This is a genomic window from Aeromonas sp. sia0103, assembly GCF_963895295.1.
Classification (GTDB): Bacteria; Pseudomonadota; Gammaproteobacteria; order Enterobacterales; family Aeromonadaceae; genus Aeromonas; species Aeromonas encheleia.
In genome coordinates, this window is sequence record NZ_CAWQKG010000011.1 from 250881 (window position 1) to 268266 (window position 17386).

Below are 17386 nucleotides of genomic sequence, written 5' to 3' on the forward strand. Positions count from 1 at the left end.
AACCGGCGCCAAGGCGCCGGTTTTTGTCATCTAAGGGTTCTGCTTAGAAGATGTCGTCGGTCGAGACCGGGCCATCGCTGCTTGAGCCATCGCCACCATAGACTTGATTGCCATCGGAGAGCTGGCTCGCGTAGCGGGTCGGCTCAGTCCCTTCCTTGAAGAACTCCTCCATGGTGCTGCCATCGGTACGATTGGTCAGCAGGCCGGTCTCGCGATCGATGCGCACCTGCATGACCCCCTCCGGCACCGGCATCTTGCGCTCGGGCACCTGCTGCAGCGCCGTCTTCATGAAGTCGATCCAGATGGGCTGTGCCGCACCGCCGCCGAATTCGGCCCGGCCCAGACCGCGCTGGTGGTTGTCAAAACCGATCCAGGAGGTGGCGACCAGGTTCGGGGTGTAGCCGGAGAACCAGGCATCCCGCGATTCGTTGGTGGTCCCGGTCTTGCCCGAGATGTCGTGACGCTTGAGGTCACGGGCCGCACGCCAGCCGGTACCACGCCAGCCATTGCCACCCCAGATGGCGGTGGTCAGGGTGTCGGTGACCAGGAAGGCACTCTGGGCACTGATCGTCTGGGGAGCCATGTTGTTGGGCACCACAGGGTCGATCGGGCACTGGGCCTTCCAGTCAGGGACTGTATTGGCATAGGCATCGGCGCTGTCGAGCCCGGCGGCGGCCAGCACGCCGCAATCACGGCAGGCGGCGGCCGGATTGGCCTGATACAGGGGGGTGCCGAAGCTGTCGGTCACTTCGGTGATGAAGTACGGGGTCACCTGGAAGCCGCCGTTGGCCAGCACCGAATAGCCACGCACCACTTCCAGCGGGGTGAACTCGGCGGCGCCCAGCGCCAGGGATTCGTTGGCGGAGATGTGATCGCGGGCGAAGCCGAAGCGGGTCAGGCCATCGATGTAGGTATCCAGCCCGATGGCGCGCATCAGGCGCACCGACATCACGTTCTTGGACTTGGCGAGCCCCAGCCGCAGGGTGGTGGGGCCTTCATAGATGGCCGGGGAGTTCTTGGGCTGCCACATGGGGCCCTTGGCCGGATCCCACTGGTTGATGGGCGCATCGTTGATCAGGGAGGCCAGGGTGTAACCCTGCTCCAGCGCGGTGGCATAGAGGAAGGGCTTGATGTTGGAGCCGACCTGGCGGCGCGCCTGATCGACCCGGTTGAACTTGGACAGCTCGAAGCTGAAGCCGCCGACCAGCGCCTCTACGGCCCCGTCCTGCGGGTTCATGGCGACCAGGGCGGCGTTGACGTCGGGGATCTGGGAGAGCAGCAGCTCTTCCCCTTTCTCCCGCACCCAGATCTGGGCGCCGACTTTCAGCACATCCCGTGCCGATTTCGGCGCGTAGCTCTGGCGATCATCGGTGATGAAGGTGCGCGCCCACTTGATGCCGTTCCAGCCGAGCTCGGCCTGCTTGCCATTCTTCAGCACCAGGGTGGCGCTCTTGTCACCGACCTTGGTGACCACGGCCGCCATCAGCGGCTGGTAAGTCGGTTGCTTGGCCAGGTGGGCCATGATCTGGTCGTAGTCCCAGCCGGCTTCACCCGCCTTCCACAGCAGTGCGGTCGGGCCGCGATAGCCATGACGGGTGTCGTAGTCGAAGACCCCGTCCAGCAGCGCCTGATGAGCGGCGCGTTGGCGTTTGGCGGTGACAGTGGTGTAGACGTGCAGCCCCATGGTGTAGGCATCCTCACCAAACTGCTCCACCATCTTCTGGCGTACCATCTCGCTCAGATAGGGGGCGTTGAGGGTGGTCTCGGCGCCGTGATAACGGGCCTTGATCGGCATCTTGGAGGCTTCGTCAAACTGGGCCTGGGTGATCTTGCCGGTCTCCAGCATGCGGCCCAGCACCACGTTGCGGCGGGCGAAGGCGCGCTCGGGCGAACGGATGGGGTTGAGCATGGACGGCGCCTTGGGCAGACCGGCGATGATGGCGATCTCGTCAAGGGTCAGATCTTTGACGTCTTTACCGAAGTAGACCTGAGCGGCGGCACCGACCCCAAAGGCGCGGTAGCCGAGCGGGATCTTGTTGAGATAGAGCGTCAGGATCTCGTCCTTGGAGAGATTCTGCTCGATGCGCCAGGCCAGGAACACTTCCTTGACCTTGCGTACCAGGGTCTTCTCGTTGCTCAGGAAGAAGTTGCGCGCCACCTGCTGGGTGATGGTACTGGCGCCCTGACGGGCCTGACCGGAGACGGCCCAGACGGTCGCGGCGCGGATGATGCCGATGGGGTCTATCCCGGGGTGCTCATAGAAGCGCGCATCCTCGGTGGCGAGGACGGCATCGATCATGGACTGGGGCATTTCGTCCAGGCGCAACGGGATGCGACGGATCTCGCCAAATTGGGAGATCAACTCACCGTCCCGGCTATACACCTTCATCGGAGTGGCCAGCTTGATATCGCGCAGGGCGCTCACATCCGGCAGCTGGGGCTTGATGTAGAAATAGATACCGATGAGGCTGGCAACACCCAGCACAGCACCCAGCATCATCACAATAAACAGGCGAACGAGCCATTTCAGCATGGAAGAACTACCAATCGTCTTAAAATTAGCCAACGGGCGCAGAGTATAGCCTTTTTACCCCCGCAGATTCGAGGTTTTCCTGACCAAAGAGCCGGGCCTCGAGGAGAGGCGCGAGGGTAGCATTCCATGGCGCAATTACCAAGGGGCGCTGGCCATGGCGGAAAGGAGAGGTGCATCAACTTTTGACATAAACTTTATGACATTGATAGATAGAGCATTATATTGAGGTAAGCCGTCACCTTCTGATGAGCTGACCTACAATCAGTCCTAAACCCAATAACGCATGGATGTGTATATGTTTGGGCTATTCAGCAAAGGATCCCTCCTCTCCTTGGCGGGCATTGACTTTGGTAGTCAAACCATCAAGGCCGTCACCCTCACCGGACGTCCCGGCAAGGTGCATCTCGAATCGATCGCCGAGATCGCCATGCCCAAAGGCACCCTGGTCGATTACCAATTGCAGGATATCGAGCGCGTCAGCCAGTCCCTCAAGTCACTCAAGCGACTCATTCAGGGGGAGTGCGAGCAGGTGGCGACCGCAGTGACCGGCTCCAATGTCATCACCAAAGTCATCCAGGTCGATGCCAACATCAACGACAGCGAACTCGAGAGCCAGGTCCAGATGGAGGCGGAGCAGATCATCCCGTTCCCGCTCGATGAGGTCAGCCTGGACTTTGAGATCCTCGGCCTGACGGCCGACGCGACCCGTCAGGAGGTGTTGCTGAGTGCGGCCCGCACCGAGAGCGTCAACGGCCGGGTCAGCGCCCTGACCGAAGCCGGCATGAGCACCAGGGTGGTGGATGTGGGGGCCCATGCGCTGGGGCGTGCCGTGCTGGCCTGCCTGCCCGAGTTGCAGACGGGGGATAAACCGGTCGGGATCGTCGACATCGGTGCCAGTGCCATGACCTTTGCCGCCCTGATAAAGGGCCAGGTGATCTACTCCCGCTTGCAAAACTTTGGCGGCGATCAATACAGCCAAGCTCTGGCATCCTTTTACAGCATGACGCTGGACGACGCAGAGCAGGCGAAGGTCCAGGGTACCCTGCCTGCCGATCACGAGCAGGATGTGCTCATACCCCATCTCAATACCTTGATACTGCATATCAGACGCAACGTGCAGCTGTTTTGCAGCTCGTCTGGCAACAAGGAGTTGCCCAGACTGGTGTTGACGGGTGGGGGCAGCTTACTGCCGGGCCTGGTCGATCAGATGGGCACGGATCTCCATTGTGAAGTCTTTCATCCCGATCCCTTTGCCCTGCTCGGCAAGCCCAAGGGGGAGGGGGGACTGGCTCATGGCGCCAAGTACATGGCAGCCCTGGGCCTGGCACTGCGGAGCTTCACACCATGTCAAATATAAACCTCCTGCCCTGGCGAGTGGCCAGGGCCCAGCGTCAGAAGCAGCAGTTTGGCGCCATGATTGGCCTGTTTCTGGCGGGGACGGCCGCCTTGGCCTTTGCCATCGACTGGCTGGTGGTGCAGCAGATCGGCCATCAACAGCAACGCAATCAGCGGCTGCAGCAGGAGATGACCATACTCGATGCCCAGCTAGGCGAGATCCGGCTGCTCCAGGCACGACGCAAGGAGCTGATCGACCGTATGCAGCTCATAGAGCAGTTGCAGACGAGGCGCAATGTACCTGTGCGCCTGTTCAACCAGCTGCCCATGCTGGTGCCCAACGGGGTCTATCTCAATACCCTGGCACTGCAAAACAACCGCATCGATGTCAACGGCAAGGCAGAAGCCTATGGCCGGGTAGCCAGCATGATGCGACGCATCGATGGCTCAGGCTGGCTGGGGCAATCACAGATCAGCACCATCTTCACGGCAGACTTGGCTCCCATTGCACTCAGCCAGTTCTCCATGATGTTCCAGATTGCCACGCTCCCCCAGAACGTAGCTAAGGGGCAACAATGAATCTACAACAGCTCAATGAACTGGATCTCAACGACATGGCGCGCTGGCCCAAGGTCGCCAAGGGGATCTTCATCCTGATCTGCTGCGCCTTGCTGGGCGGCGCCATCTATTACTATGTGATCGCCAACTCCCTGACTGCGTTGCGCCAGGAGGCCGGTAAAGAGACAGAACTGAAGGCGCAGTTCGAGAGCAAGGCCATGCTGGCCGCCAATCTGGAGGCATACCGCAAGCAGATGGTGCAGTTGGAGCATCTGGTCGATGCCCAGCTCAAACAGCTGCCCAATACCCATGAGGTGGCGGGGCTGCTGGATGACATCAGCTTCATCGCCACCGATAACGGGCTCCAGCTGAACAGGATCAACTGGGAGGCCGAGGTCCAGCACGAATTTTCGACCGAGCTTCCCATGCGTATCGAGGTGGTGGGGACCTACCACGAGCTCGGCAAGTTCACGGCCGACATGGCGGGCTTGCCCCGTATCGTGATCCTGGAATCATTCCAGCTCAATCAGAGCAAGGAGCAGGGGGAACTAATCGGCATGTCCATGCTGGCCAAGACCTACAAATACAACGGCAAAACCGTGGGGCAGAAGCCATGAGCATGAGAGCGATCAGCGTCCTGTTGCCGGTGCTGCTGCTGGCGGCCTGTGGCGGTCAGGAAGACATGGATGAATATGTGCTGCAGACCAAGGCAAGGCCGCCCATCCCCATCGAGCCCTTGCCGGAAATAAAGCCGTTTTCCCCTATGGCCTACCAGCGTAGCGATCAGCGCAGCCCCTTTATTGAGCCGCAACCCGAGACCAGCTCCAAGGTGGATGGCAAGGTCAAACCCGAGTGTGCCCAGATAGTGGCCAATCGCGAGAAAGAAGTGCTGGAGCGCTATTCGCTGGCCAGCCTGAGCATGCAGGGATCAATTGGGAGACAGGGACAATTATGGGCGCTGATCAGAACCCCGGATGGACACGCCATGCGGGTCGGACTTAATCAATACATGGGGCTGGATCAGGGAAGGGTCATCAAGATCACCAATACCCATGTTGACTTGATGGAGACGGTACCGGATGGCAAAGGATGCTGGGTCACCCGAGAAACACAGCTGGCCATGGCCAATCTCGACGCAAAACTATGATCAGGGATGAGCAGAGATGAGAACAACAATAAGCAGGATGAGCGGTGTGGCGCTGCTGTGTCTGGGCGCATGCAATCAGGTGTGGGCGGTGGCGGCGCTGCAAGAGGTCAAGGTGAATCCACTGTTGGCCGATCAGCTCGTGCTGGAACTGAGCTTCAGCGAGCCGGTGAGTGGCTTTACCGACAGACTCTCCTATGAACCCAATCAGCTATTGCTGCATGTGCCCGGCGCGGTAGGAGCACTGACGGTCAATCCCTTGCCCATCAAGCAGCAGGGGGTGGACAGCCTCAAGGTGGAGGGCAAGGGAGAGGGGTTGGATATCAAGATAGCGCTCGATCAGCTGACCCCTTATCAGGTCCATCAGCAGGGCAACAAGTTACTGGTGTCATTGGGGGAAAACGCCAGCCAGCCAGTCGCGGCGGTTGCTTCTCCTGCTGCAACTCAGTCGGCGCTGGTCAAGAGCCAGCCGGTCACTCAGTCGGCCTTGATTGATACCCAGCGGATCGCCCAGAACCAGTCCCAGTATCAACCTCAGCCCCAACCCGTCTCGGCGCCGGTGGCAGTACCCGTTGCAGCCAACAAGCCGGTGCTGTCCGTCTCGCAGGCGAACACGGGGGGAGCTTATTTCAATTCGGTCAAAGGGGTGGACTTCCGCCGTGGCAAGGAGGGGCAGGGGGAGTTTCTGGTGACCCTGGACAACAGCTCGGCGGCGGTGGATGTCAGCAGCCGCGGTCAGAAGGTGCTGGCCAAGTTCCACGGTACCCGGGTACCGGATGAGCAGCTCAACCTCATCAACGTTCAGGATTTCGCGACCCCGGTCTCTCAGGTGGAGGTCTTCCGTCAGGGTAACGACACCCTGTTCGAACTCTCGGTCAATGGCCAGTTTGATTATCGCTACGATCAGGCCGACAAGATGTTCATCATAGAGGTGAAAAAACGCGTCGCCACCACAGCCGCGAAGCAGTACCAGGGCAAGCCGATCTCCCTGAACTTTCAGGATATCCCGGTACGGACCGTGCTGCAGATCATCGCCGACTTCAACAATCTCAACCTGGTGACCACGGACTCCGTCTCCGGCAACATCACCCTGCGCCTCGACGGTGTGCCCTGGGAGCAGGCGCTGGACATCATCCTCAAGGTCAGAGGGCTGGATAAACGGCTGGATAACAACATCCTGCTGGTGGCCCCGGCGGACGAGATAGCCGCCCGTGAGAAGCAGCAGTTGGAGAGCCGCAATCAGGTGGCCGATCTGGCGCCGCTCTACACCGAATACATGCAGATCAACTATGCCAAGGCGGCGGAGGTGGCGGCGCTGCTCTCCTCCGAAAGCACCAAGCTGCTCTCCCCCAGAGGGGCGGTGAGCGTGGATGAACGCACCAACGTGCTGGTGGTCAAGGACACGGCGGACGTCATCGGCAACGTCAAGCGGATGCTGGATATCCTCGACATCCCGGTCAAGCAGGTGGTGATCGAGGCGCGCATGGTGACTATAGATGACGGCTTCGACGAGGCGCTGGGTGTGCGCTGGGGGGTGACCAAGACGGATGGTCACGGCAATGGCACCTCGGGTACCATAGAGGGCAATGATGGTTCGGGCAACAATGCCAGTACCTCGACCATAGTGCGGCCCGGCATCGAAGATCGGCTGAACGTCAACCTGCCGGTTACCAACGCGGCCGGCACCCTGGCCTTCCAGGTCGCCCGCCTGGCCAATGGCACCCTGCTGGACCTCGAGCTGTCGGCGCTGGAGAAGGAGAGCAAGGCTGAGATCATCGCGAGTCCCCGCGTCACCACGGCCAACCAGAAACCGGCGCTGATCGAGCAGGGGACCGAGATCCCCTATGTGGAGTCGTCGTCCAGTGGCGCGACCTCGGTGACCTTCAAGAAGGCGGTGTTGAGCCTCAAGGTCACGCCGCAGATCACCCCGGACAACAGAGTCATTCTGGATCTGACCGTGACTCAGGATACCAAGGGGGAGACCGTGCCGACCGGTACCGGTGATGCCGTCTCCATCAATGCCCAGTCGATCACCACCCAGGTGCTGGTCAACAACGGTGAGACCCTGGTGCTGGGGGGGATCTATCAGCAGACCATCAAGAGCGATGTCACCAAGGTGCCGCTGCTGGGAGATATTCCCGGCCTTGGCTACCTGTTCAAGAAAACCACCAGCGAGAACAAGAAACGTGAACTGCTGATTTTCGTGACCCCGCGGATAGTTACGGATACCCTCTGAATGCTTTACATGTGAGGGTAAAACACATATAACCTTACGCCCCGATGAGGCTGGGGCGTAAGGGCTGCGGTTGCCAGTCCTGATTTCTATTGAGATAATCCCCCTCCTGATCCATCGCAAGATAAGGTTCATAGGTACCCCGGTCGACTGTTTACCGGGGCCATACAGTTTGTAATTACTAACGAAAAGACATGGCTGAGAAACGCAATATTTTCCTGATAGGTCCCATGGGTGCGGGCAAGAGCACCATAGGTAGACATCTGGCAGAACAACTGCACATGGAGTTTTTCGACTCAGATCATGAGATTGAGCGCCGCAGTGGTGCCGATATCGGCTGGGTGTTCGATGTTGAAGGCGAAGAGGGTTTCCGGATCCGCGAAGAGAAGGTGATAGGTGAACTCGCCGAGCAGCAGGGTATCGTGCTGGCTACGGGCGGCGGCGCCATCATCAGTCGCGAAACCCGCAACAAACTCTCTGCGCGTGGCATCGTGGTCTACCTCGAAACCACCATTGAGAAGCAGCTGGCACGTACCCAGCGCGACAAGCGTCGTCCCCTGCTGCAAACCGAAGAGCCCCCGCGTGAGGTGCTGGAGCGTCTGGCGCAAGAGCGTAATGCCCTGTATGAAGAAGTGGCTGACTTTGTCATCCAGACGGATGATCAGAGCGCTAAAGTTGTTGCCAATCAGATTGTTAAGTTGATTGGCATGTAATCAATAGAGGACGTCCATGGAAAGGTTGAAGGTCGAACTGGGTGAACGCAGCTATCCGATCGAGATAGCTGCAGGTCTGTTGCAACACCCCGAGGTGCTGACGCAGACCATCAAGGGCAAGCGGGTCATGATAGTGACCAACACAGTGGTGGCTCCCTTGTATCTTGAGCAGCTCATTCAGCTGTTGTCCGGTTTTCAGGTGGAACACCTGATCCTGCCGGATGGCGAGGCCTATAAGACCTTGGCGACCTTCGAGCGGATCATGTCTGCTCTGCTGGAAACCAACCATGGTCGTGATACCACCCTCATCGCCCTGGGGGGCGGCGTGATAGGTGACGTTGTCGGCTTTGCTGCGGCAAGCTATCAACGTGGCATTCCGTTCATTCAAGTGCCTACCACGCTACTCTCCCAGGTTGACTCCTCCGTCGGCGGCAAGACCGCCGTCAACCACCCTCTTGGCAAGAACATGGTGGGCGCCTTCTATCAGCCCAAGCATGTCGTCATCGATACCGACTGCCTCAAGACCCTGCCCGCGCGCGAGTTTGCCGCTGGCATGGCCGAGGTGATCAAGTACGGCATCATCTGGGATGCCGAATTCTTCTCCTGGCTCGAAGCCAACATGGTGCGTCTGCAGCGGCTCGACACGGGCGCGCTCTCCTATGCCATCCGTCGTTGCTGCGAGATCAAGGCCGACGTGGTGGGGCAGGATGAGACCGAACACGGCGTGCGCGCCCTGCTGAACCTGGGTCACACCTTCGGCCATGCCATCGAAGCCGAGAAAGGCTATGGCAACTGGCTGCATGGCGAGGCGGTGGCCGCGGGCATGATGCTGGCAGCGGCAACGGCCGAGGCGCGTGGCGAGCTGAGCGCGGCTCAGGTCGCGCGGATCCGGGCCCTGCTGCTGGCGGCCGATCTGCCGGTGCAGGCGCCGGCCGAGATGGATTTTGCGGCCTTCATTCGCCATATGCGCCGTGACAAGAAGGTGCTGGAAGGCAAGCTGCGGCTGGTGCTGCCGGTCGGGATCGGCCATGCCCAAGTGGTGGCCGATGTGACGGATGCCCAATTGATGGCGGTGATCGAGTCTGGTCGTGACCAATAAGTTGCTGAAATTCCCTTCCCAGCGGCAGCTGGTTGACCGGCTGCTGCACCTGATTGAGTTCAATCACCCCTTCATCTTTCTCTCCGGCAAAGCTGGCAGCGGCCGTGGCACCCTGTGCGAGTCTCTGCTGGGCCAGCTGCCGGACCAGGTGCGGGTGGTGAGCCTCATCGGCAGCGCCGGCATGAAGATAACGGACGTGCGCCAATTGCTGTTACAGCAGGTGGTGGTCAGGCCGCTGTTCAATCCGCAGGATGCGCTGGCCGACAGCTTCTTCCGCATGCTCGAGGGCAAGTCTTCGACCCTGCTGCTGCTGATCGAGCGCGCCGACGAGCTGCCTGCCGAGTTGGTCGGGGAGTTGTGGGCGCTCTGTCGCCATAACGACACCCTCGAGAATCCTCATAAGCTGGCGATCCTGCTCTCGGGCAATGACGCCTGGTGTCGCAGCCGGAAGGGGGGGCTCAAGGGGCGGGCTATGCCCGCACTCGAGCTGGAAGTCGCGCCCCTGAGCGCACCGGAGCAACGCATCTTCTTGTACGAGAAGGCCAAAGAGCTCAAGATCCCGGCGGCGCTCTTGCCCAAGTCGAAAGTTGAAGAGATGCTGAGTGCGGCAAACGGACACCCGTCCGCCATCATGCAGTCATTGGAGGATATCATGACCGACAGAAGGCCCAAGAAGCGTCAGGCCGAGTTGCCCGTCAAGAAGATAGCGACCGTGCTGGCCCTGGTCGCCGCCGGTTTGCTGGCCCTGAGTTACCTGCCATTTTTTGATGGCAAGGGGTTCGATGAGGCGGGCAAGGATGACTCCCAGGCGTCGTCCCAAGGGACGGCCCTGCCCGATCCCGTCGCCAAGGATCCGCTCAGTGTCGGTGGCACCAGCGCCGCCCAGACCACCGGCGGTAATCAGGTGGCGCGAGACTGGCAACCCGAGGCCAAGCCGCTGCCCAAGAAGGTCGAGAGCGAGACGGTCACGACCGAGTCGACCAATTACGAGGGGCGCCGGGTCGTCATCTCCGACGAGGTGGTCGAACAGTTGATGAAGCAGCCCAATGTCAGCGGTGCCCTGCCCACGGCGGTGGTGGACGAGCTGACAGGCGCCGGCTCCCAGGCAGTTTCGACCCAGGGACTGGTGGCGCAAGCCAGCCAGCCCACCACTTCGGCCAAGAGCCAGAGTGGATCTGCGGCGGCTCAGGCGGCGCCCAAGCCTGCCGTGACCGCGGTCCCCGTGGCGGCGCCGGCCCCCAAGGTGGCGCTGACGCCGGCCGCGACCCTGAACCAGAAGGCCAAGAATCACTACAGCATCCAGCTGATGGGGGCGAGCAACACCCAGGCGGTCGATGCCTTTGTGGCCGAGCATGGGCTGGCTGGCAAGGTCTGGATCTACAAGACCCGCTTCCGTGGCAGCCCCTGGTACGTAGTGGTACAGGGGGATTATGCCAGCAGTACCCAGGCCAAGGCGGCGATCCGCAAGCTCACTCCTGCCTTGCTCAAGGGACAACCCTGGCCCAAGTCGTTTGCCCAGATACAAAAAGAGTTGAAGCAATAGCCATTCGGCCCGGGAAGGGGGTAGAATCGTCCCCCCTTTTTGGGCAATGCCTTCTTAACACCGGATTTCCATGAAAAAAACACGCGCGTTTTTAAAATGGGCCGGGGGAAAATATTCCCTGGTCGAAGAGATAGCCGAGCGCTTGCCGGCCGGGCGTGTGTTGCTGGAGCCCTTCGTCGGGGCTGGCTCAGTGTTTCTCAACACCGATTACGATGCCTATGTGCTCAACGATATCAATCCGGATCTGATCGGTCTCTACAACCATCTCAAGCAGAAGCCGGATAACTTCATCCGCGAGGCGCGCAAGCTGTTCGTGGCCGAATACAACCACAAGACTGCCTACTACCGGCTGCGCACCCAGTTCAACCAGACCGAGGCCGGCTTTGAGCGGGCCCAGCTGTTCCTGTTCCTGAACCGCCATGGTTTCAACGGCCTCTGCCGTTACAACAAGAAGGGCGGCTTCAACGTGCCGTTCGGTTCCTACAAGAAACCCTACTTCCCGGAGAAGGAGCTGTGGGCCTTCGCCGAGAAGGCGCAGAAGGCCACCTTCATCTGCGAAAGCTATGCCGATGCCATGGCCAGGGCGGAGGAAGACTGGGTGATCTACTGCGATCCCCCCTATGCGCCGCTCTCCACCACGGCGAGCTTCACCAGCTACTCGGCCGGCGGCTTCACCCTGGACGATCAGGCCCTGCTGGCCCGGTTGGCGCGCCACACCGCTGCCCACAAGGGGGTGCCGGTGCTCATCAGCAATCACGACATCGAGCTGACCCGCGAGCTCTATCGCGGCGCCCGGCTGGACGAGATCCTGGTCAAGCGCACCATCAGCCGCAATGGCAGTGGTCGCAACAAGGTGGCCGAGCTGCTGGCGCTCTACCCGCCCGGCATCGCCCCCGAGCAGGGCCACTACCCGAGCGATGCCGAGCTGGTTCCTCTGGGTTGATCCTCTGGCGGCACCTTCGGGTGCCGCCAGCGTTTTCGGGCCAGGAGAGCGTTTTTGGTGGCTAGCCGCTGGCCTCTGCGGTTTCCTCCCCGCGCTTGAGTCGTTTTCATCGGATATTGGCGGTAACGCTGGCGGTCCACTTTTTCTGCCCCCTGTTCGGACTGTTTTCGGTGGATATGGGCGCTAAAGCCGATGGCTTGCGCTTCCTCCCCGCGCTTGAGTCGTTTTCATCAGATATTGGCGGTAACGCTGGCGGTCCATTTTTTCTTCCCCCTGTTCGGGCTGTTTTCGGTGGATATGGGCGCTAAAGCCGGTGGCTTGTGCTTCCTCCCCGTGTTCGGGTCGTTTTCATCGGATATTGGCGGTAACGCTGGTGGTCCACTTTTTCTTCCCCCCGTTCGGGTCGTTTTCATCGGATATTTGCGGTAAAATTGCGCCGCTTTTTCTGCCACGCTGCCAATGGATGACGCTGATGAAAGACTTTCTGATTGCCCCCTCGATCCTCTCCGCCGACTTCGCCCGTCTGGGTGAGGATGTCGCCAAGGTACTGGCCGCCGGTGCCGACGTGGTGCATTTCGATGTGATGGACAACCACTATGTCCCCAACCTGACCATAGGCCCCATGGTCTGTCAGGCCCTGCGCGACTACGGCATCGAGGCGCTCATCGATGTGCACCTGATGGTCAAGCCGGTGGATCGCATCGTCCCTGACTTCGCCAAGGCGGGTGCCAATCTGATCACCTTCCACCCGGAAGCGTCCGATCACGTCGATCGCACCCTGGGGCTCATCAAGGAGCAGGGCTGTCAGGCCGGCCTGGTGCTGAACCCGGCCACGCCGCTCACCTGCCTCGAGTACGTGATGGACAAGCTGGATGTGATCTTGCTGATGTCGGTCAACCCGGGCTTCGGTGGCCAGAGCTTCATCCCCGGCACCCTCGACAAGCTGCGCCAGGTGCGTCGCCTGATCGACGAGAGCGGCCGCGACATTCGCCTCGAGATCGACGGTGGGGTGAAGGTGGAGAATATCCGTGAAATCGCCGAGGCCGGTGCCGACATGTTCGTGGCCGGCTCCGCCATCTTCGGCAAGCCAGACTACAGGACCGTCATCGACCAGATGCGCACGGAGCTTGCCCATGTCAAGCGCTGAGCGTGATTTTGATCTGGTGCTGTTCGATCTGGACGGCACCCTGATCGACAGCGCCCCCCAGCTGGCGCTGGCGGTCAACCGCACGCTCGGCGAGCTGGGGCTGGCCGAGGCCGATGAGGCCGTGGTGCGTACCTGGGTCGGCAATGGTGCCGACAAGTTGATCCAGCGCGCGCTGGATTACCGCGCGGCCCCCGAGCTGTTCGCCAGGGCGCGCCCGCTGTTTGATCAACACTACCAGGCCTGCCTGCTGGAAGGGCTGGCCATGTACGACGGGGTCGCCCAGAGTCTGCGCCGCCTGCAGCGGCTCGGTTACCGCCAGGCCGTGGTGACCAACAAGCCGAGCCACTTCGTGCAGCCCATCCTGGATGCCCTCGGCATCAGCGATTGCTTTGCGCTCTGGCTGGGAGGCAACTGTGTGGCCCAGAAGAAGCCGAGCCCGGCGCCGTTGCTGCACGCCTGCCAGGAGCTGGGCATCAGCCCGTCGCGCACCCTGATGGTGGGCGACTCCGAAAATGACGTGCTGGCCGCCCAGGCCGCCAGCATGAAGGTAGTGGGGCTCACCTACGGCTACAACTATGGCCGCCCCATCGCAGATTCCCGCCCGGACTGGGTATGCGAGCAGTTTGCCCAGCTCGATGCCCTGCTGGTTGAATAACAAGGATCAGAACACTCATGGCTAAACCTATCGTATTGAGCGGGGCCCAACCCTCGGGCCAGCTGACCATCGGCAACTACATGGGCGCCCTGCGTCAGTGGGTCAACATGCAGGATGACTTCGACTGCCTCTACTGCATCGTCGATCTGCACGCCATCACCACCCGCCAGGAGCCTGCCGCCCTGCGCAAGGCGTGCCTGGACGCCGCCGCCCTCTATCTGGCGGTGGGCATAGATCCGGCCAAGAGCACCGTCTTCATCCAGTCTCATGTGCCGCAGCACGCCGAGCTCGGCTGGATCCTGAACTGCTACACCCAGATGGGCGAGCTGTCGCGCATGACCCAGTTCAAGGACAAGTCCGCCCGCTTCGAGAACAACGTCAACGTCGGCCTGTTCGGTTATCCGGTGCTGATGGCGGCCGACATCCTGCTCTATCAGGCCAATCAGGTGCCGGTCGGTAACGATCAGAAGCAGCATCTGGAGCTGACCCGCGACGTCTGCACCCGCTTCAACAACCTGTACGGCGAGGTGTTCACCCTGCCGGAGCCCTTCATCCCGACCGACGGCGCCCGGGTGATGAGCCTGCAGGATCCGACCAAGAAGATGTCCAAGTCTGACGACAACGAGGCAAACTTCATCGGCTTGCTGGAAGATCCCAAGCAGATCGTCAAGAAGATCAAGCGGGCGATGACCGACTCCGACGAGCCGGCGGTGGTGCGCTTCGATCCGGAGAACAAACCCGGGGTCTCCAACCTGCTGACCCTGATGTCCGGCGTGACCGGCCGCTCCATCCCGGAGCTCGAGCAGCACTTCGAAGGCAAGATGTACGGTCACCTCAAGAGCGAGACCGCCGATGCCGTGGTCGCCCTGCTGGAACCCATCCAGGCACGCTTCCGCGAGCTGCGTCAGGATGAGACTCATCTGCAGGCTATTTTGGCCGCCGGCGCTCAAAAGGCGCGGGAAAGGGCTGAAAAAACACTGGTCAGCGTATATGATGTAGTCGGCTTCGTTCCTCGAGCCTGACATACTGGGAAGGTGTAGTAGAAGAGAGCTGGGTATTCGCCTGGCTTTCTTTGTTTTACCGACCCCTTATTCGTGAATTCATCTTCCAATTTCAAACGCGGGTTTCTGCCCCAAGAGCAAGCATGTCCGTCGAACCAAATATCGTGAGTGAAGTACTGGATGACAAGGGTCACTGGTTGCGCAAGTTTCGCAAGGCCAAGAACCTCAACACCCTGCAGCTGATGGTCTCCAATGCCATCGACAAGCACTACAAGATCCCTGCCGTCGCGGCCGCCATCTACCTGGCCGAATGCCAGCGCGAGCGCGAGCTGGAGCAAGGGCGCTATCTGGATCGTTAATCCCCTGTCCCCGGTTGTTGCCCCATGCTGTTGTTGATCGATAACTACGACTCCTTTACCTGGAACCTGGTGCAATATTTTGGCGCCCTGGGGCAGGAGGTGGTGGTGAAGCGCAACGACGAGCTGAGCCTGGATGCCATCGCCCGGCTCGCCCCCCGTTATCTGGTGATCTCCCCCGGTCCCTGCACCCCCAATGAGGCCGGTATCTCGCTGGCGGCCATCAGCCGCTTCGCGGGCCAGCTCCCCATCCTTGGCGTCTGCCTCGGCCATCAGTCCCTCGCCCAGGCCTTCGGCGCCAGGGTGGTGCGCGCTCGCCAGGTGATGCACGGCAAGACCTCGCTCATTCGCCATAGGGGAGAGGGCGTGTTCAAAGGATTGAAGGATCCGCTGCGGGTCACCCGCTACCATTCGCTGGTGGTGGAGCGCGAGAGCCTGCCCGACTGTTTCGAGGTCACCGCCTGGAGCGAGCACGCCGACGGCAGCGTCGACGAGATCATGGGGCTGCGCCATAAACACCTGCCACTGGAAGGCGTTCAGTTCCATCCGGAGAGCATTTTGAGCGAGCAGGGCCACCAATTGCTGGCCAACTTTCTGGCCAGTTCCTGAGAAAATCGTGATGCTCATCCCAGAATCGGAATGAGCCCAAAAATATTTTCCCTGACACTTTATTCACCTCTCCCCCTGCCCAAATTATCTCTTGCCAACACCCCCTGAGCCGTTATGCAATGCGGTTGCCTAAAATCTCACAGGCAATCGAACATTGTTCCCTGTAACTCGGCTTGTTGCAGACTTTTAGCTTTTTTTCTGTGACAATGCCGATGTGTTTACATGGATTTAACTTTTGAGCGGTGGATTATTCTGTCGCCAGATCGAAGGAGAGCAATATGTCAGAGTTGTTGGCAGTGACACGTGAAGTGTTTGATGAAGTGATGGTTCCCAACTATGCGCCCGCCAAGATCATCCCGGTGCGTGGTGAAGGGTCACGTGTCTGGGATCAGGAAGGCCGTGAGTATGTCGACTTCGCGGGCGGGATCGCCGTCAATGGCCTGGGCCATTGCCATCCCAAGCTGGTCGAAGCCCTGAAAACCCAGGGCGAGAAGCTGTGGCACCTCTCCAACGTGATGACCAACGAGCCGGCCCTGCGCCTGGCCAAGAAGCTGGTCGCCGCCACCTTCGCCGACAAGGTCTATTTCTGCAACTCGGGTGCCGAAGCGAACGAGGCGGCCCTCAAGCTGGCCCGTCGCTATGCCATCGAGAAATTCGGTGCCCACAAGACCCAGATCATAGCCTTCCATCAGGGCTTCCACGGCCGCACCTTCTTCACCGTCAGCGTCGGCGGCCAGGCTGCCTACTCGGACGGCTTCGGTCCCAAGCCCGCCGACATCACCCATGTCACCTACAACGATCTGGCCGAGCTGGCCTCGGTCATCTCCGACAATACCTGTGCCGTGGTGATGGAGCCGCTGCAGGGTGAGGGTGGCATCATTCGTCCCACCGACGAATTTGCCAAAGGAGTGCGCGAGCTGTGCGACAAGCACAACGCCCTGCTGGTCTATGACGAGGTGCAATCCGGGGTCGGTCGTACCGGCGAGCTGTTTGCCTACATGGGTCTGGGCGTCACGCCGGACATCCTCACCAGCGCCAAGGCGCTCGGCGGCGGCTTCCCCATCGGCGCCATGCTGACCACCACCGAGATCGCGGCTCACCTGAAAGTGGGTACTCACGGTTCCACCTACGGTGGCAACCCGCTGGCGTGCGCCGTGGCCGAGGCGGTGATCGACGTGGTCAACACCCCGGCGGTGCTGGCGGGCGTCAAACAGCGTGAAGCCCTGTTCCGTGCCGGCATCGAAGCCATCAATGCCAAGTACCACTGCTTCAGCGAAGTGCGTGGTCAGGGTCTGCTGCTCGGCGCCGTGCTGAACGATGACTTCAAGGGGCGCTCCCGCGACTTCCTGCTGGCCTCCATCGATCAGGGGCTGATGGCGCTGGTAGCGGGTACTAACGTGGTGCGCTTCGCACCCTCGCTGGTTATCCCGGAAGCGGACATCAAGGAAGGTCTGGCCCGGTTCGAGAAAGCGGTCGCTCAGGTGGTTAACGCCTGATCCAAGTTGAGGTGGGGAGCC

At 60.7% G+C, this 17386-nt stretch carries 16 protein-coding genes; 15 read left to right on the plus strand and 1 reads right to left on the minus strand.

From position 1 onward, the window contains the following. Positions 1–43 precede the first annotated feature (43 nt). The gene (locus AACW18_RS03825; protein WP_218329515.1) at positions 44–2533 is read right to left on the minus strand and encodes a penicillin-binding protein 1A; all 2490 of its coding nucleotides are present in this window, start codon (positions 2531–2533) and stop codon (positions 44–46) included. 295 nt (positions 2534–2828) lie between these two features. On the opposite strand from AACW18_RS03825, the gene tapM reads away from it, so the two are divergent. The 15 genes from tapM to AACW18_RS03900 all read left to right on the plus strand — a co-directional run bounded on the left by tapM (position 2829) and on the right by AACW18_RS03900 (position 17365). Beyond that, the gene (gene tapM, locus AACW18_RS03830; RefSeq protein ID WP_277994440.1) at positions 2829–3890 is read left to right on the plus strand and encodes a PilM family type IVa pilus assembly protein TapM; all 1062 of its coding nucleotides are present in this window, start codon (positions 2829–2831) and stop codon (positions 3888–3890) included. Beyond that, positions 3878–4447 carry a PilN domain-containing protein gene (gene tapN, locus AACW18_RS03835; RefSeq protein WP_218290614.1) on the plus strand — a complete coding sequence of 190 codons (570 nt, stop codon included), beginning with the start codon at positions 3878–3880 and terminating at the stop codon, positions 4445–4447. The genes tapM and tapN overlap by 13 nt, the downstream gene beginning before the upstream one ends. Beyond that, a complete protein-coding gene (gene tapO / locus AACW18_RS03840) occupies positions 4444–5043 on the plus strand; it encodes a type 4a pilus biogenesis protein PilO (RefSeq protein WP_218290615.1) in 600 nt (199 codons plus the stop codon). The genes tapN and tapO overlap by 4 nt, the downstream gene beginning before the upstream one ends. 2 nt (positions 5044–5045) lie before the next feature. Continuing rightward, entirely contained in the window at positions 5046–5573 is a 528-nt protein-coding gene (locus AACW18_RS03845) for a pilus assembly protein PilP (protein WP_042652697.1), read from the plus strand. Positions 5574–5589: 16 nt separating this feature from the next. Continuing rightward, positions 5590–7806 (plus strand): type IV pilus secretin PilQ, encoded by a 2217-nt coding sequence (locus tag AACW18_RS03850; RefSeq protein ID WP_218290616.1) that lies wholly within the window; start codon positions 5590–5592, stop codon positions 7804–7806. Positions 7807–7997: 191 nt separating this feature from the next. Next, on the plus strand, positions 7998–8516 hold the full coding sequence (gene aroK / locus AACW18_RS03855) for a shikimate kinase AroK (protein WP_218290617.1): 519 nt from the start codon (positions 7998–8000) through the stop codon (positions 8514–8516). Positions 8517–8532: 16 nt separating this feature from the next. Then, positions 8533–9615, plus strand: coding sequence for a 3-dehydroquinate synthase (gene aroB, locus AACW18_RS03860; RefSeq protein ID WP_218387885.1), 1083 nt, complete (start codon positions 8533–8535; stop codon positions 9613–9615). Then, positions 9605–11158 (plus strand): SPOR domain-containing protein, encoded by a 1554-nt coding sequence (locus AACW18_RS03865; protein WP_218387886.1) that lies wholly within the window; start codon positions 9605–9607, stop codon positions 11156–11158. Before aroB ends, AACW18_RS03865 begins: the two co-directional genes overlap by 11 nt. 70 nt (positions 11159–11228) lie before the next feature. Beyond that, the gene (locus AACW18_RS03870; RefSeq protein ID WP_042652692.1) at positions 11229–12101 is read left to right on the plus strand and encodes a Dam family site-specific DNA-(adenine-N6)-methyltransferase; all 873 of its coding nucleotides are present in this window, start codon (positions 11229–11231) and stop codon (positions 12099–12101) included. A gap of 472 nt (positions 12102–12573) precedes the next feature. Further along, on the plus strand, positions 12574–13248 hold the full coding sequence (gene rpe, locus AACW18_RS03875; RefSeq protein WP_218290620.1) for a ribulose-phosphate 3-epimerase: 675 nt from the start codon (positions 12574–12576) through the stop codon (positions 13246–13248). Next, the gene (locus tag AACW18_RS03880) at positions 13235–13903 is read left to right on the plus strand and encodes a phosphoglycolate phosphatase (RefSeq protein WP_042652690.1); all 669 of its coding nucleotides are present in this window, start codon (positions 13235–13237) and stop codon (positions 13901–13903) included. Before rpe ends, AACW18_RS03880 begins: the two co-directional genes overlap by 14 nt. Before the next feature lie 17 nt (positions 13904–13920). Further along, the gene (gene trpS, locus AACW18_RS03885) at positions 13921–14925 is read left to right on the plus strand and encodes a tryptophan--tRNA ligase (RefSeq protein WP_042652689.1); all 1005 of its coding nucleotides are present in this window, start codon (positions 13921–13923) and stop codon (positions 14923–14925) included. A 122-nt stretch (positions 14926–15047) separates the two neighbouring features. Continuing rightward, positions 15048–15263 carry a hypothetical protein gene (locus AACW18_RS03890; protein ID WP_218387887.1) on the plus strand — a complete coding sequence of 72 codons (216 nt, stop codon included), beginning with the start codon at positions 15048–15050 and terminating at the stop codon, positions 15261–15263. 24 nt (positions 15264–15287) lie between these two features. Further along, positions 15288–15869: an aminodeoxychorismate synthase component II gene (locus tag AACW18_RS03895; protein ID WP_218387888.1), complete on the plus strand. Its 582-nt coding sequence runs from the start codon at positions 15288–15290 to the stop codon at positions 15867–15869. Positions 15870–16147: 278 nt separating this feature from the next. Further along, on the plus strand, positions 16148–17365 hold the full coding sequence (locus AACW18_RS03900; RefSeq protein ID WP_042652686.1) for an aspartate aminotransferase family protein: 1218 nt from the start codon (positions 16148–16150) through the stop codon (positions 17363–17365). The last annotated feature ends 21 nt before the right edge of the window (positions 17366–17386 follow it).